At 72.1% G+C, this 14,732-nt stretch carries 18 protein-coding genes; 13 read left to right on the forward strand and 5 right to left on the reverse strand.

Going from position 1 to position 14,732, the window contains the following annotated elements:
- Window positions 1-183 precede the first annotated feature (183 nt).
- The 6 genes from AACH11_RS10090 to AACH11_RS10115 are packed head-to-tail and all read left to right on the forward strand — an operon-like array spanning window position 184 to window position 5,776.
- A complete protein-coding gene (locus AACH11_RS10090) occupies window positions 184-1,488 on the forward strand; it encodes a class I SAM-dependent methyltransferase (protein ID WP_423228725.1) in 1,305 nt (434 codons plus the stop codon).
- Window positions 1,481-2,134, forward strand: a complete 654-nt coding sequence (locus AACH11_RS10095; RefSeq protein ID WP_341374094.1) for a chalcone isomerase family protein — start codon at window positions 1,481-1,483, stop codon at window positions 2,132-2,134. The genes AACH11_RS10090 and AACH11_RS10095 overlap by 8 nt, the downstream gene beginning before the upstream one ends.
- 49 nt (window positions 2,135-2,183) lie before the next feature.
- Window positions 2,184-3,809, forward strand: coding sequence for an MFS transporter (locus AACH11_RS10100; RefSeq protein WP_341374095.1), 1,626 nt, complete (start codon window positions 2,184-2,186; stop codon window positions 3,807-3,809).
- Window positions 3,806-4,387, forward strand: a complete 582-nt coding sequence (locus AACH11_RS10105; protein ID WP_341374096.1) for a DUF3833 domain-containing protein — start codon at window positions 3,806-3,808, stop codon at window positions 4,385-4,387. Before AACH11_RS10100 ends, AACH11_RS10105 begins: the two co-directional genes overlap by 4 nt.
- 26 nt (window positions 4,388-4,413) lie before the next feature.
- Window positions 4,414-5,199, forward strand: coding sequence for an SDR family NAD(P)-dependent oxidoreductase (locus AACH11_RS10110; protein ID WP_341374097.1), 786 nt, complete (start codon window positions 4,414-4,416; stop codon window positions 5,197-5,199).
- Window positions 5,200-5,212: 13 nt separating this feature from the next.
- Window positions 5,213-5,776, forward strand: coding sequence for a nuclear transport factor 2 family protein (locus AACH11_RS10115; RefSeq protein WP_341374098.1), 564 nt, complete (start codon window positions 5,213-5,215; stop codon window positions 5,774-5,776).
- Between the two features lie 34 nt (window positions 5,777-5,810).
- Here the strand turns inward: AACH11_RS10115 and AACH11_RS10120 are convergent, their stop codons facing one another.
- From AACH11_RS10120 to AACH11_RS10135, 4 genes are all read right to left on the reverse strand, one after another.
- Complete coding sequence (locus AACH11_RS10120; RefSeq protein WP_341374099.1) at window positions 5,811-6,371, reverse strand: hypothetical protein; 561 nt, start codon at window positions 6,369-6,371, stop codon at window positions 5,811-5,813.
- Window positions 6,372-6,507: 136 nt separating this feature from the next.
- Window positions 6,508-7,470 (reverse strand): magnesium/cobalt transporter CorA, encoded by a 963-nt coding sequence (corA, locus tag AACH11_RS10125; RefSeq protein ID WP_341374100.1) that lies wholly within the window; start codon window positions 7,468-7,470, stop codon window positions 6,508-6,510.
- Between the two features lie 244 nt (window positions 7,471-7,714).
- The gene (locus AACH11_RS10130) at window positions 7,715-8,086 is read right to left on the reverse strand and encodes a response regulator transcription factor (RefSeq protein ID WP_341374101.1); all 372 of its coding nucleotides are present in this window, start codon (window positions 8,084-8,086) and stop codon (window positions 7,715-7,717) included.
- A 145-nt stretch (window positions 8,087-8,231) separates the two neighbouring features.
- Entirely contained in the window at window positions 8,232-8,900 is a 669-nt protein-coding gene (locus AACH11_RS10135) for a response regulator (RefSeq protein ID WP_341374102.1), read from the reverse strand.
- Window positions 8,901-9,307: 407 nt separating this feature from the next.
- Between AACH11_RS10135 and hpf the strand changes: the two genes are divergently transcribed.
- The 3 genes from hpf (at window position 9,308) to hprK (ending at window position 11,420) form a co-directional block, all read left to right on the forward strand.
- Window positions 9,308-9,649: a ribosome hibernation-promoting factor, HPF/YfiA family gene (hpf, locus tag AACH11_RS10140; protein WP_341374103.1), complete on the forward strand. Its 342-nt coding sequence runs from the start codon at window positions 9,308-9,310 to the stop codon at window positions 9,647-9,649.
- 327 nt (window positions 9,650-9,976) lie between these two features.
- Window positions 9,977-10,447, forward strand: coding sequence for a PTS IIA-like nitrogen regulatory protein PtsN (gene ptsN, locus AACH11_RS10145; RefSeq protein ID WP_341374104.1), 471 nt, complete (start codon window positions 9,977-9,979; stop codon window positions 10,445-10,447).
- A gap of 16 nt (window positions 10,448-10,463) precedes the next feature.
- Window positions 10,464-11,420 (forward strand): HPr(Ser) kinase/phosphatase, encoded by a 957-nt coding sequence (hprK, locus tag AACH11_RS10150; protein ID WP_341374105.1) that lies wholly within the window; start codon window positions 10,464-10,466, stop codon window positions 11,418-11,420.
- Between the two features lie 38 nt (window positions 11,421-11,458).
- On the opposite strand, the gene fur is transcribed toward hprK, so the two are convergent.
- Complete coding sequence (gene fur / locus AACH11_RS10155) at window positions 11,459-11,914, reverse strand: ferric iron uptake transcriptional regulator (RefSeq protein WP_341374106.1); 456 nt, start codon at window positions 11,912-11,914, stop codon at window positions 11,459-11,461.
- A gap of 117 nt (window positions 11,915-12,031) precedes the next feature.
- Here fur and AACH11_RS10160 point away from each other — a divergent pair, with 117 nt between their 5' ends.
- Genes AACH11_RS10160 through AACH11_RS10175 form a run of 4 tightly spaced genes read left to right on the forward strand, consistent with a single transcriptional unit; the run spans window position 12,032 to window position 14,617 of the window.
- Window positions 12,032-12,553: an outer membrane protein assembly factor BamE gene (locus tag AACH11_RS10160; protein WP_341374107.1), complete on the forward strand. Its 522-nt coding sequence runs from the start codon at window positions 12,032-12,034 to the stop codon at window positions 12,551-12,553.
- Complete coding sequence (gene dapB / locus AACH11_RS10165) at window positions 12,550-13,380, forward strand: 4-hydroxy-tetrahydrodipicolinate reductase (RefSeq protein ID WP_341374108.1); 831 nt, start codon at window positions 12,550-12,552, stop codon at window positions 13,378-13,380. Before AACH11_RS10160 ends, dapB begins: the two co-directional genes overlap by 4 nt.
- A 36-nt stretch (window positions 13,381-13,416) precedes the next feature.
- Window positions 13,417-14,154: a MotA/TolQ/ExbB proton channel family protein gene (locus AACH11_RS10170; RefSeq protein WP_341374109.1), complete on the forward strand. Its 738-nt coding sequence runs from the start codon at window positions 13,417-13,419 to the stop codon at window positions 14,152-14,154.
- A gap of 34 nt (window positions 14,155-14,188) precedes the next feature.
- On the forward strand, window positions 14,189-14,617 hold the full coding sequence (locus AACH11_RS10175) for an ExbD/TolR family protein (RefSeq protein WP_341374110.1): 429 nt from the start codon (window positions 14,189-14,191) through the stop codon (window positions 14,615-14,617).
- The last annotated feature ends 115 nt before the right edge of the window (window positions 14,618-14,732 follow it).

Consider the following 14,732-nt stretch of genomic DNA (forward strand, 5'->3'; position numbering starts at 1 on the left):
CAGGCAACTCCCCTTCACCGAACAGACCTTGTTGGGTCTGCTCACCCTCGTCTCCAACCGTCGTAGCGTCCATGCAATGCTCAACGGTTCAGGGGCGCATTTCGTTCACACGTTCTGAGCCGCCCCCCGCCCGCGCCATCCGCCCGCCGGCGTCCCTTCTCTTCCGCGACACGGAGACACACGATGCCCCCGACCCGCAGCCAGACCCTGCCCTCCCTGACGAATGGCGCTCCCGGTGAGCGCCCGGCCGCTCCCATGCCGCGCTGGATGCGCGGTGTGTTGCCGCTGCTGCAGCGTCTGCAGCACGGCCAGCTCGAACTGCACCTGCCCGACGGCCGGGTGCTGCACTGTGGCCGCACCCAGGCCCAGGCCGAGGCGTCCGGCGGCACGGCCCCGGCCCCGGCCTGGGCGCCGGCGCACGCGGTGCTGCGGCTGCAGGACTGGCAGGTCGTCGGTGACGTGCTGCGCGCGGGCGACATCGGCCTGGCCGAGGCCTGGATCGACGGCCGCTGGAGCACGCCGGACCTGCCCGCCCTGCTCAAGCTGCTGCTGGCCAACCGGGACGCGCTCGAACGCCTGGTCTACGGCAGCTGGTGGGGCAGCCTGATGCACCGCGTCCGGCACTGGCTCAACCGCAACGACCGACGGGGCAGCGAGCGCAACATCCACGCCCACTACGATCTGGGCAACGCCTTCTACCGCCTGTGGCTCGATCCGACGATGAGCTATTCCTGTGCCTGGTTCGACGGCCGCCAGGACCTGCCGATGGCCCAGGCCCAGCAGGCCAAGATCGCGCGGGCCCTGCGGGCCTGCGGCCTGCAGCCCGGGCAGGGCAGCCGGCGCGTGCTCGAGATCGGTTGCGGCTGGGGCGCGCTGGCCGAGGTCGCGGCGCGCGACTTCGATGCGCGCGTCAACGGCGTGACGCTGTCGCACGAACAGCTGGCCTGGGCCCGCGAGCGCATCGACCGCGCCGGTCTGGCCGACCGTGTCGACCTGCGCTACCAGGACTACCGCGACATCGCCGACGGTCCCTACGACGCCATCGTCTCGATCGAGATGATCGAAGCCGTCGGGCGCGAGTGGTGGCCGACCTACTTCTCGACCCTCAAGCGTCTGCTGGCGCCGGGTGGCCGTGCCTGCGTCCAGTCGATCGTGATCCAGGATCAGCTGTTCGAGCGTTATGCCGCCGGCACCGACTTCATCCAGCAGTACGTGTTCCCCGGCGGGATGCTGCCCTGTCCGGCCGAGGTGCGGGCGCAGGCCGCGCGCGCCGGGCTGACGGTGGTCGACGAGCTGTGCTTCGGCCGGGACTATGCCGAGACGCTGCGCCGCTGGCGGGCGGACTTCCTGCAGCGCCAGACGGACGTGCGCGCACTGGGCTTCGACACCCGCTTCCTGCGCATCTGGGACTTCTATCTGGCCTATTGCGAGGCGGCCTTCGATGCCGGCAACACCGATGTCGTGCAGTACACGTTCGCCCATGCCTGAGCGCACGACCGTGACCGCCGCGCCCGGGCGGCGCGGTGTGCTGCGCCGTGGTGCGGGACTGCTGGCGCTGAGCGCGGCCGCGGTGGCGGGCTACCGTCCCGCGGCGGTGCGGGCGCAGGCCGACGGGGCGGGGCGTGGCGCGTCAGCGGCGGTGGCTGCTGCTGTTGCGTCAGCGGCGCCGCCCGAGGTCATCGAAGCCCTGCCCGCGGCCCGCCTGCAGGGCCAGGGCAGCCTGCGCATGCTCGGCCTGCGCATCTTCGATGCCCGGCTGTGGCTGGACGCGCCCTGGCGCGGCGAGGCGCCGGCGCAGCCGCTGGCGCTCGAACTGCGCTATGCCCGGGCCCTGTCCGGCGCCCGCATCGCCACGCGCTCGATCCAGGAGATGCGCGGCATCGGCGCCTTCGACGACGCCCAGGCCGCGCGCTGGGAGCTGGCGCTGCGGCGGCTGTTCCCGGACGTGGAGGCCGGCCAGCGCCTGACCGGCGTCTGGCGGCCCGGCGCCGCCACCCGCTTCGCCCATGACGGGCGCTGGTTGGGGCAGGTCGACGATGAGGCGTTCGGGCCGCTGTTCTTCGGCATCTGGCTGGCGGCCCGCAGCAGCGAGCCGGCGCTGCGCGATCGTCTGCTGGGGCGCGCTGGTGGCTGATCCGGCGCATCGCGGGCCCGGCCCGGCTGCTGGCCCGGCCGCTCGCCCGGTGTCGCCGGCGATGGCCGGTGCGGCATCCGCGTCTGCCGCGGCCGCTGCATCCGCACCCCAGGTTGCGGCGGGGACGCCACGCACGCACCTGGATGCCTCGGCCACGCCCGGCGCCGGCGCGCTGGCCACCTACGGCCTGTTCGGTGCGCCGCTGGCGCTGGCCGCCCTGCCGCTGTACGTGCAACTGCCCGCGCACTGGTCGGCGCAGCTGCAGGCGCCGCTGGCCGGGCTCGGGCTGGTGCTGCTGGCCTGCCGGGCCACCGACGCGTTCGTCGACCCCTGGCTGGGCCGCTGGGCCGATGGCCTGTTGCAGGGCGCGCGTGGCCCGGCCCTGCGCCGCTGGGTGCCGGCCCTGCTGCTGCTGGTCGTGGGCCTGGGCGCGCTGTTCCTGCTGCCCGCCGCCTGGGTGACGGACTGGAGCACGGCCACACGGCTGGCCTGGTGCGCGGTTGGCGTGCTGGCGGCCAGCCTGGGCTACAGCGCGCTGGCCATCGCCCACCAGGCCTGGGGCCTGCGGCTGGGCGGTGGCGCAGCGTCCCAGGCCCGCTGGGCCGCCGCACGCGAAGGGGCGGCGCTGGCCGGTGTGGTCGGCGGCAGCGTGCTGCCGGTGGCCATCGGCATGCCGGCGACGCTGGCGGTCTGGCTGCCGCTGCTGCTGCTCGGCGTGGTTCTGCTGGCCTGGCGGGCCCCGTGGCCGGCGGCCGTCGTCGGTGGCACGGGCCCGAGCACGGCGGCGATGGTGGGGGCTGCGGCTACAGCGCCGGCCGCGGCGTCCGCTGGCCTCGCGGCGCCGTCCCGCGGCGCGCTGGCGGACGGTGAGGCCGGTGAGGCCGGTGAGGCCGGTGAGGCCGGCGCGGCGGTCTCGTCCTGGCGGCCCTGGCGGCGTGCCGACTTCCGCGCGCTGTACGCCGTCCATGTGCTCAACGGCGTGGCGGCGGCCGTGCCGGCCACCCTGCTGCTGTTCTATGTGCGCGACGGCCTGCAACTGGGGCCCGTCTGGGAGGCCGGACTGCTCGGCCTGTATTTCCTCGCGGCGGCGGCCGGTCTGCCGCTGTGGGTCGCTCTGGTGCGGCGCCACGGCGCGCGGCGGGCCTGGGCGGCCGGCATGCTGCTGGCGCTGCTGGCCTTTGCGCTCGTGCCCTGGCTGCCGGTGGGCGCCGGACCCGCCTTCGCGCTGGTCTGTGCGCTCAGCGGTCTGGCGTTGGGGGCCGATCTGGTCGCGCCTCCGGTGCTGCTGGAGCGCCTGCTGCACACCGGCGACGGCGCCGAGCGGCAGCACGCCGCCTTGTACTGCGGCTGGTGGGCGGCCGCGGCCAAGCTGAACCTGGCGCTGGCCGCCGGCCTGGCCCTGCCGCTGCTGCAATGGGCCGGTTATGCGCCCGGCGTGCGCACGGCGGCCGCCGTCCAGGCCCTGGTCTGGAGCTATGCCGGCCTGCCCTGGCTGCTCAAGCTGCTCGCGCTCGGCGTGCTGGTCCGGGCCGGGCGCCGTCATCCCGGCTTGCGCGACCGGGCCCTGGCGGCCCAGGCGGCGGATGCCCGTCAGTCGCCGCCGGGCGCCGCATCCGCCATCACCCACCGGTCCGTCGGGCAGCCGTCGCCCGGTCAGCCTGGAGTCCACCGATGAACCGTCTCCTCGATTCCCGCCGGCCGCGCCGACACTGGCTGGCTCGGGCCGGCCTCCTGCTGGGGGCGGCTGCGCTCGGAGGCTGTGCCTCGCCCTCGGTCGACGATCTGGCCGACCAGCGCCCGGCGCTCGATCTGCGCGCCTACTTCAACGGCCGCTTGCGCGGGCACGGCATCGTCACCGACCGTGACGGCGCGGTGATCCAGCGCTTCACCGTCGAGATGGTCGGCCGCTGGGACGGCGAGCGCGGCACGCTGGAGGAGGACTTCCTGCACCACGACGGCCGGCGCGAGCGCCGCGTCTGGCAGCTCGAACACCTGGGCGCCGGCCGTTGGCGCGGGCGTGCCGGCGACGTGATCGGTGAAGCGCTCGGCCGCACCGCGGGCAATGCCCTGCACTGGAACTACACGCTGCGCGTGACCACCGACGGCGGCCGCCAGTGGGATCTGCAGCTGGAGGACTGGATGTTCCTGGTCGATGACCAGGTGCTCCTCAACCGCGCTGTCATGCGCAAGTTCGGTCTGCGCGTCGGCGAGGTGCTGCTGTCGATGCGGCGCCTGGACGTCGGCGAGCGCTGAGCCCGCCCCCACCGGAGGTCAAGACCATGGCTCTGAATGCCCCGTTGCGAGACTGGAGCGGCCGCACCGTCTGGCTGATCGGTGCGTCCACCGGCATCGGCCGTGCGACGGCGCTGCGCCTGCATGCGGCCGGCGCCCGCGTCTGCGTGTCGGCCCGCAACCCGACGACGCTGCAGACCCTGGCCGAGGCAGCACCCGGCCTGCAGATCCTGCCGCTGGACGTGACCGACGCCGCGGCGGTGCAGGCCGCCACGCGCACGCTGCTGGCGCGCCACGGCGCCATCGATTTCGCGCTGTACTGTGCCGGCCACTACCGGGCGATGCGGGCCACCGCCTTCGACCTGGCCGAGGCGCAGCGCCACGTCGACATCAACTACCGCGGCGCACTGCACCTGCTCGACGCGCTGCTGCCCGTGCTGCTGCGCCAGGCCGCCAGCGGACGCGGCGCGCACCTCAGTCTGGTGGCCAGCGTGGCGGGCTACCGGGCACTGCCGCAGGCGCTGGCCTACGGTCCGACCAAGGCCGCGCTGATCCATCTGGCCGAGGGCCTGTACCTGGACCTGCACACGCGCGGCATCGGCGTCTCGGTGGTCAATCCCGGCTTCGTCGAGACCCGGCTGACGGCGGCCAACCGCTTCCGCATGCCGGCGCTGATCAGCCCCGAGCAGGCCGCCGAGGCCATGCTGCAGGGCTGGGCCGAGGGCCGTTTCGAGATCGCGTTCCCGCGCCGCTTCACCGGCGTGCTCAAGGCGATGCGGCCGCTGCCCGACAGCCTGTACTTCCGGGCGGTCAGCCGTGTCACCGGGCTCTGACGGGGGATCCCCGGTGCCGGTCGGCCGCCCCGACGCCCACCCCACCGCGGCGGCCTTGCCCCTGGCCGACGTGGCGGCTGGGCACCGCGGCGATCTCGTCAATCTCGCCGATGCCGCCGATGCCCGCGCCGTGGCCGCCGGACTCGACCGCCTGCTCGACTGGTACGCCGGCCTCACGCCGGCACGGCTGGCCGAGGTCGACCGCCACTACCACCCGCAGGCGCGCTTCCGTGACCCGTTCAACGACGTGTGCGGCACGGCGGCCATCGCCGGCATCTTCCGCCACATGTTCGAGACCGTGCGCGAGCCGCGCTTCGTCATCATCGAGCGTCTGCTCGACGGCCGACGGGCCTTCATCCGCTGGGACTTCCACCTGCGCCGCGACGACGGCCGCGCGCTGACCATCCACGGCGGCAGCCTGCTGCATTTCGAGCCCGATGGCCGGGTGCGCGAGCACATCGACTACTGGGACGCCGCCGGCGAGCTCTACGCCCAGCTGCCGCTGCTGGGGGCGCTGATGCGGTGGCTGAAGCGCCGCCTGGCGGCGCCATCGCCGCGGGGCGGCGGATCAGCCTGAGCGTCGCGGTCGACACCCCACGCGGCCGAGCGCCTCAATCCTGGCCTTCGGTCAGCGTGTCGAGCTGGAAGCGGCCGCCCTTGTGCACCAGCCAGACGTCGACGTACTGCGTGGGCCCGATCTGGCGCGGCGCGGGAAACGGTGCCGCACGCCGGATCATCTGCTGGATCCAGGGCGCGACCTCGGGCGCGGCCGGCGGGCGCTTGAAGCGCACGTCGGTGACCTGCCCCTCGGCGTCGACATCGACCTCGACGACCGCCACCCCGTGCAGCAACGGCGGCAGCCGGCCTTTCCAGACCTGCATCGGGTAGCTGGCGTACAGATGGCGGGCCGCGTCCTGGCGGTAGGCCTGACCGCTGGCGGCTGCGCTGGGCTCACCGGTGCCGGGCAGGGCGGGGGGCGTGGAGCGGAACTGTGCGTTGGCCGGCGCCGCCGCCAGCAGACCGGCCAGGGCCAGCCCGCTGCCGACGCGGCCGAGGGCGGCCGTGCAGCGCCGCCCGCACCGACGGCCGGGCGGGCGCAGCGGCCCGGTGGTGACCGGCGGGACCGGGACGGTCGATGCCGCGGGAATCGCGGAGAAGCTCGGGACGCGCATCGCGGCAGGCCCGCCGGCGGGCGGGCATCGGGTCAAGGACGATGCAGTGCAGCCTAGCACCGCCCTGTGGCCGACGCATCATCAGGACGCCCGGGGTTCGGCCCTTGTTCGCGCCCATCGCGGGCGCGGTGGCGCTTCAGCGCATCCAGCCCTTGCGGCGGAAGTACAGCAGCGGCGCTGCCACCGAGCACACCATCAGGCCGAGCGCGAACGGGTAGCCCCAGGGCTGCTGCAGCTCGGGCATGTGCGCGAAGTTCATGCCGTAGACGCTGGCGATCAGCGTCGGCGGCAGCAGCGCCACCGAGGCCACCGAGAAGATCTTGATGATCTTGTTCTGGTTGATGTTGATGAAGCCGACGGTGGCATCCATCAGGAAGTTGATCTTGTCGAACAGGAAGGCGGTGTGGCTGTCCAGCGAGTCGATGTCGCGCAGGATCTGCCGCGCCTCCTCGAACTGGTCGGCGCTCAGCATGCGGCTGCGCATCATGAAGCTGACCGCGCGCCGGGTGTCCATCACGTTGCGGCGGATGCGACCGTTCAGGTCCTCCTCCTTGGCGATGGCCGACAGCGCGGCGCTGGCCGCCTGGTCGTCGACATCCTGCTTGAGCACGCGGGCGCTGACCTTCTCCAGCGCGTCGTAGATGCCCTCGAGCGCGTCGGCCGAGTACTCGGCGTCGGCGTCGTAGAGCTTGAGCAGCACGTCCTTGGCGTCCTCGATCAGCGCCGGGATCCGGCGTGCGCGCAGACGCAGCAGGCGGAACACCGGCAGGTCCTCGGCATGGATCGAGAACAGCACACCGTCCTTCAGGATGAAGGCCACGCGCACGTTGCGCGGCGTGACGTCGTCGTCGATCAGGAAGTCCGAGCGGATGTGCAGCTCACCGTTGTCCTCCTCGTAGAAACGGGCGGACTCTTCCAGATCGTCATCGACGATGTCGTTGGGAATGCTCAGGCCGAAACGGGACGCGATCCAGCCCTTTTCCATGGCCGTCGGCGCTTCCAGGTCGACCCACACCGGCGTCGCGCGCGCCAGCGCCTCGGGGTTGTCGATCTCTTCCTGCACCAGCCGGCCGTTGGCCAGTGCGAACACGTTCAGCATCGATGCCAGCTCCAGCAGGTCGTCCGCGCGGCGCAGCGCAGTGCGGCAACCGGGACGATCGGGCGATCAGGGGGGAAGGGGCAGACCGTCCCGCTCCGCCCGGCCCGGCGGTCGACGCTCGACCGGCGATCAGGCGGTGCCGGAGCGGACGGTCACCGAGGGTGACTCTGGTCCAAGGGCAGGCTCCCGAGTGAGGGAAAAGAACGATTATGGCACCCGTGTCCGGGCCGGCGACGGCCGCGGCTCAGCCCGGACCGAGCAGGCGCTCCAGGGTCTCGACGAGCTGCAGCGGGCTGAACGGCTTGATCAGATAGGCGTCGGCACCGGCCCGGTTGCCGGCCTCCAGATCCTGGCTCTGGCCACGGGCGGTCAGCAGCACGACGCGGGTGCTGGCCAGGGCCGGCAACTCACGCACCCGGGCACAGACCTGCAGGCCGTCGAGGCGGCCCGGCATCATCACGTCCAGCAGCATCAGATCGGGCTGCAGCGCCTGTGCGAGGGCCAGCCCTTCGTCGCCGCAGGCGGCCTCGTGGATCTCGTAGGGTTCGAATTCCAGCGTCATCCGGATCAGCATCCGGATGTCGGCCTGGTCCTCGACGATCAGCACGCGCGTCATGGTGTCATTCCCGGACGAGGCGCTCGCGGCCCCGTGACCGACCCGCGGTCCACCCCTGTGCGGGTCGTCCGGTGCCGTGGCCGGATTGTCGTGTCTGCGGGCGGACGGGACCTTGTCTCCGGCTTCGGCCGATCGACGGCGAGGTTCAGGCGGGCTGGGCCGTGCCCACCAGCTCGATCGGCAGCCAGCCGAGTGCGGCCAGGCCGCTGCGCACATGCTGCTCCAGTGCGTCGAACGGGACGGGCTTGTTGTAGACCCGCACCGCCGCGGGCAGACCGCCGCGCTCGGCGATGTTCGCGCTGTCCAGTGCCGTGACGACGATGATCTCCATGTCGTCGCAGCCCTGGCCTGAACGGCACAGCGCATCGATCATCCGGAAGCCGTCCATGCCCGGCATGTTGAGGTCGGTCAGCAGCATGTGCGGACGCTGGCGTCCGATCGACAGCAGGGCTTCGAAGCCGTCGCTGGCGGTGCTGACGTCGATCGGCAGCTCCCAGCGCTCGATCACCAGGAGGAACAGGCGCCGCAGTTCGGGTTCGTCCTCGACGACGAGCAGGCGGAGCCGGCGGGGGGCATCGCTGGCGCTGGACGCCGGGTCCTCGGCCGGCACGGCGCCGCCATTGAGGGCGGCCTGTCGCTGTTCGAGCAGCTTCTCGACCGCCTGGCGCGAGATGCGGCGGTGGCCGCCGGCGGTCTTCCAGGCGGGCAGCACGCCGTTCTCGACCCACAGCTGCACCGTGCGCAGCGCGACGCCGAGGCGTTCCGCGGCTTCGCGGGTGGACAGGACGTCGTCGTTGGCGGCGCTCTTGCGCATGGTGATCCGGTGATGCGATGCAGGTGTGCGCACGGTGCCGATCCTGGTGTGTCCCCGGACTTTGCGACCTAGCGCAGTTTTTGCACTTTACCGCGTTTTCGCCCTGTAAAAGTTCGTATCCCTAGGACGGGTAGGCGGGGCCTCCCCTGCTTGCGCGGGACCCTTCCGGCGCATCGAGAGATCCCCACCCGACCCAGGGCAGAGAAACCCTGCCGGACTTGCTGCAACGGACTTGTCATGGCCGCGCTTTCGGGCGCACACTGGACTCGGACAGCGCGTCTGCCGGTGCCTCGAAAAGGCCGGCCGGTCAGCGGTCCTGCCAGGGCGGCCTGCCTTCCTGGCAGCCCTGGCGGGCGGCAGACCTCCACTGCCTTTCGACAGTCTCTCTCGCTTGAAAGGAAGCCCTGATGAACCTGACGATCAGCGGTCACCACCTCGACGTCACGCCTGCGCTGCGTGAATACGTGCTGAACAAGCTCGAGCGTGTCACGCGCCACTTCGACCAGGTGGTCGATGTCAGCGTGCTGCTCACCGTGGAGAAGCTCAAGGAGAAGGAGCGGCGCCAGAAGGCCGAAGTCACCTTGCACGTCAAGGGCAAGGACATCTTCGTCGAACAGTCCCATGAGGACCTGTACGCCGCGATCGACCAGCTGATGGACAAGCTCGACCGACAGGTCTGCCGCCACAAGGACAAGCTGCAGGATCACCACCACGAATCGGCCAAGAGACTGGCCGCGGCGGAGGCCTGAACCGGGTGCGCCGCAGGGCCGCCCATCGCGCCGGACGCCGCCACCTGCGGGTGTCGTGTGCGTCCTGGTGCGAGCACGGGGCGACGGGTCCGCTGACCTGTCGCCGATGACGGACCGGGGTGACGCCCCATGATCGCGACGGCCCTTCGAGGGCCGTTGTCGTTTCCGGGCATCGCGGTGCTGGCGTGTGCCGACGCAACGTGACAACATCCTTGCAGACCGGAACGGCCGGATGGCCGGAGCCCGTGTCGGGGATTTCTATAATTGCCGCTCGTTTACTAGGCCCGAAGTAGCGCCGGTGTCTGCTGTCGTCCGGGGGTCCACGCCATGAACCGTCTCGCCGCGATCCTCCCGGCCAGCAATGTGCTGGTCGATGTGGAGGCCACCAGCAAGAAGCGCGTCTTCGAGCATGCCGGTCTCGTCTTCGAGAACCAGCATGCGATCGCACGTGCCACCGTCACCGACAACCTCTTCGCCCGCGAACGTCTGGGTTCGACCGGCCTCGGGCATGGCGTGGCCATCCCGCACGGCCGGATCAAGGGGCTGAAGAATCCGCTGGCGGCGGTCATCCGCACGGGGCAGCCCCTGCCTTTCGATGCGCCTGACGACGAGCCGGTGGGTCTGCTGATCTTCCTGCTGGTGCCCGAGGCCGCGACTCAACGCCACCTCGAGATCCTGTCCGAGATCGCCGAGATGCTGTCCGACCGCGGCCTGCGTGAGCAGCTCAAGACCGCGCCTGACGCCGCCGCGCTGCACAAGCTGATCTCCGACTGGGCGCCGCTGCGTTCGGTGGCCTGATGCAGCGCCTGCACGGATGAAGCCGACCTCGATCAGCGCCGAGGCCCTGTTCGAGGCCCAGCGCACGACGCTGCACTGGGAGTGGATCGCTGGCCATGCGCATCCGGAACGCCGCTTCGATGACGCCGCCGTGCGCGATGCGCAATCGGCGGCCGACCTCGTCGGCTACCTGAACTACATCCACCCCTACCGGGTGCAGATCGTCGGCAGGCGCGAAGTCGCCTACCTGCAGTCCTCGCACCCCGAGGACCAGGAGCGCCGCATCCAGCGCATCGTCACGCTGGAGCCCCCGGTGCTGATCGTCGCCGATGGCGTGACGCCGCCGGACCGGCTGGTGGCGATGTGCGACCGGGCCGAGATCCCGCTGTTCGTCACCGGCGAGTCCGCTGGCCAGGTCATCGACATCGTGCGCGCCCATGTCGCGCAGCTGTTCGCCGACCGCATCAGCCGCCACGGCGTGTTCATGGACATTCTCGGCCTGGGCGTGCTGCTGACCGGTGAGTCCGGCCTCGGCAAGAGCGAGCTCGGGCTGGAGCTGATCAGCCGCGGCCACGGTCTGGTGGCCGACGACGCGGTCGATCTCTACAAGGTCAGCCAGAGCGCGCTCGAGGGCCGCTGCCCCGAACTGCTGCAGAACCTGCTCGAGGTGCGCGGCATCGGCCTGCTCGACATCAAGGCCATCTTCGGCGAGACGGCCGTGCGCCGGAAGATGCGGCTGAAGCTGATCGTGCACCTGGTGCGGCGCGAGACCATGGAGCGCGACTTCGAGCGCCTGCCCTACGAGCCGCTGTACGAGGAGATCCTCGGCATCCGCGTGCGCAAGGTGGTGATCCAGGTCGACGCCGGCCGCAACCTGGCGGTGCTGGTGGAGGCCGCGGTGCGCAACTCGATCCTGCAGCTGCGCGGCATCGACACCTACCAGGAGTTCATCCAGCGCCACCAGCGGGCGATGGAAATGCCGCAGGACGACTGAAAGGCGGCCGGCGGGGCCGGCACGCCGCAGCGCAGGCCTTACTTGCTGCCCCGGTGCGGGCAGGCCGGCTTGTTGCAGACGGCGTACAGCGCCAACGCATGGTCCTGCAGGTCGAAGCCGTGGCGCTGGGCGACCTCGCGCTGGCGGCGCTCGATCTCGGGATCGAAGAACTCCTCGACGTGGCCGCAGGTCAGGCACACCAGATGGTCGTGGTGTTGGCCCTCGTTGAGCTCGAACACCGATTTGCCCGACTCGAAGTGGTTGCGCGACAGCAGGCCGGCCTGCTCGAACTGCATCAGCACACGGTAGACGGTGGCCAGGCCGATGTCGGAGTCTTCGGCCAGCAGCACCTTGTAGACGTCCTCGGCCGTCATGTGGCGCTGCGTGGCGCGCTGGAACACCTCGAGGATCTTGATTCTCGGCAGGGTGGCCTTCAGGCCGCTGCTCTTGAGTTCCTCGGCGTTCGTCGTGGGGGAGGGGGCCGAATGGGGCATGGTCGTCTCGCTAGAATCGGCAAATCATATCCAGCCCGCCGTCCTTCGGGGCCCGGGCGTCTACAGCGTCCTGATCGCATGGCTGGCCATTCGCGTTTTCTGGTTCGAGGCTGGGCGGTGGTCGCCCTGGTCTTGTTGCTGCCCGCCTGCAGCTCCACCCGTCTGGATGCCGCCTCGTCCTATGGCTGGATGCCCTCGTGGCTGCGGCCCTACCGCATGGACATCGTGCAGGGCACCGTGATCACCCGCGAGCAGGTGCAGCAGCTCAAGACCGGCCAGACGCGCCCGCAGGTGCGCGAGATCCTGGGCTCGCCGCTGCTGGCCGATCCCTTCCACGCCGCCCGCTGGGACTACGTCTTCACGATCGACCGCCCGGGCTTGCCGCCGCAGCGCCGCAGCGTGGTCGTGCATTTCGATGGCGAGCGGCTGGACCGGGTCGAGGCCAGCGATCTGCCGTCGGAGCGCGAGTTCATCGCCGCCATCAGCCGTCCCGCCCCTGACCGGGCGCCGCCGGCCCTCGTGCTGACGCCCGAGCAGCTGCAGGCCCTGCCGCGGCCGGCCGCCTCCGCGGCATCGGCCACCGCGGCCACCGTGCCCGGCGTGCCGCCGCGCGTCTATCCCCCTCTGGAGCCGTCTTGACCTCTGAATCGAACACCGCCGGCCAGCCCCTGCGCATCGCGATCGCCGGCGCATCCGGCCGCATGGGCCGCATGCTGATCGAGGCCGTGCTGGCCGCGCCCGACTGCGCGCTGGCCGGTGCCCTCGACCTGCCGACCAGCCCCGCGCTGGGCCAGGATGCCGGCGCCTTCGCCGGTCGCGAGACCGGCGTGCCCATCACGGCCGATCTCGACGCCGGCCTGTCCGGCGCCGACGTGCTGATCGACTTCACCCGCCCCGAGGGCACGCTGGCCCACCTGGCGGCCTGCCGCCGCCACGGCGTCAAGGCCGTCATCGGCACCACCGGCTTCACGCCGGAGCAGAAGGCCGAGATCGCCGCCCACGCGCAGTCGGTGGCCGCCGTGCTGGCGCCGAACATGAGCGTCGGCGTCAACGTCGTGCTCAAGCTGCTGGAGGCGGCCACGCGCGCGCTGTCCACCGGCTACGACATCGAGGTCATCGAGGCCCACCACCGCCACAAGATCGACGCGCCCAGCGGCACCGCGCTGAAGATGGGCGAGGTCATCGCCCAGGCCCTGGGCCAGGACCTCAAGGACTGCGCCGTCTACGCCCGCGAGGGCGTGACCGGCCCGCGCGATCCGTCGACGATCGGCTTCGCCACCATCCGCGGCGGCGACATCATCGGCGACCACACCGTGCTGTACGCCGGCGAGGGCGAGCGCATCGAGATCAGCCACAAGAGCTCCAGCCGCGCCGGCTATGCCCAGGGCAGCCTGCGCGCCGCGCGCTTCCTGGCCACGCAGGCCACCGGCCTGTACGACATGGACCAGGTGCTGGGTCTGGCCTGAGGCCGCCCGCGCCGAACCGGACACCGCAGGCAGGCGATGGGCGAGTTCTGGGAGCAGACCGACGCGGTCGGCCGCGCCGTGGCACTGGCACTGCTGGCGATGTCGGTGGCGGCCTGGGTCGTCATCCTCTGGAAGACCTGGTTGTTGCGCCGCGTGCGCGCCGACATCGGCCGCGCGTTGCCGGCCTTCTGGGACGCGGCCGGCTGGTCGGCCGGCGCGCAGCGCGTGCAGGCGCTCGACCGTGAGCAGCTGCTGACGCCGCTGGTGCATGCGGCCGCACCGGATGCGCAGGCGGCCCGTGGCACGCTGGCGGCCGTCGCCGAGCCCGAGGCCCGGCTCACCCGCGCCCTGCGCGATGCGCTGCACCAGGGCCTGGCCCGCCTGCAGCAGGGCCAGGTGCTGCTGGCCTCGATCGGCTCGACGGCGCCCTTCATCGGCCTGTTCGGCACCGTCTGGGGCATCTACCACGCGCTGGCCGGCATCGCCGGCGAGGGCGCGCTGAGCATCGACCGCGTCGCCGGCCCGGTCGGCGAGGCGCTGATCATGACCGCCGCCGGCCTGGCCGTGGCCATTCCCGCGGTGCTGGTCTACAACCTGCACGGCCAGTGGGTGTCGGCCTGCGAGGCCGAGCTGGAGGGCTGGGCGCACGATCTGCGGGCCTTGGCGCTCGGGCCGCGGGCGGGCGATCGGGCCGAGGCGCACCTCGGTGCCGGTGCCGGTGCCGATGTCGGTGCCGGTGCGGCCGCACGCGGGGCCGTGGCCCCGGGTGCCTGACGCGGCACCGCAGGCCGCTGGAGCGACCCGGATCATGGCCTTCGGACGCCTGGAACGCCACCGGCCCGCCCCGCCGATCGGCGAGATCAACATGACGCCGCTGATCGACGTCATGCTGGTGCTGCTGGTGATCTTCATCATCACCGCACCGCTGATGGCCAGCCGGCTGGCGCTGGACCTGCCCAAGGCCGACGGCGCGCAGCCGGCCACCGAGGCCGTCGTGCCGCTGGTGCTGGCGCTGGATGCCGACGGGCGCCTGCACTGGGGCGACGAGCCCGTGGCCGAGGACGAGGCCCAGCGCCGGCTGCTGGCCGCCGCCACCCGCGATCCGGCCACCGAGGTGCAGTTGCGCGCCGATGCCCGCGTGCCCTATGGCCGCGTGGCCGCGCTGCTCGACCAGATCCAGCAGGCCGGCCTGAGCCGCATCGGCTTCGTCACCGCGCCGGCTGCGGCCGCGCGCTGAACGGTCCGGCGGACGCGGGCCGCCAGCCCCCGGCCGCGGCCGCATCGCCGTCACCGAGCCCCCCGCGTCCTCCGCTCCCGAGGCCGGCGCCGCCGCGCCGGACCCCCCCTCCTAC

Origin of the sequence: Pseudaquabacterium rugosum (genome assembly GCF_038066575.1) — a bacterium.
GTDB lineage: Bacteria > Pseudomonadota > Gammaproteobacteria > Burkholderiales > Burkholderiaceae_C > Pseudaquabacterium > Pseudaquabacterium rugosum.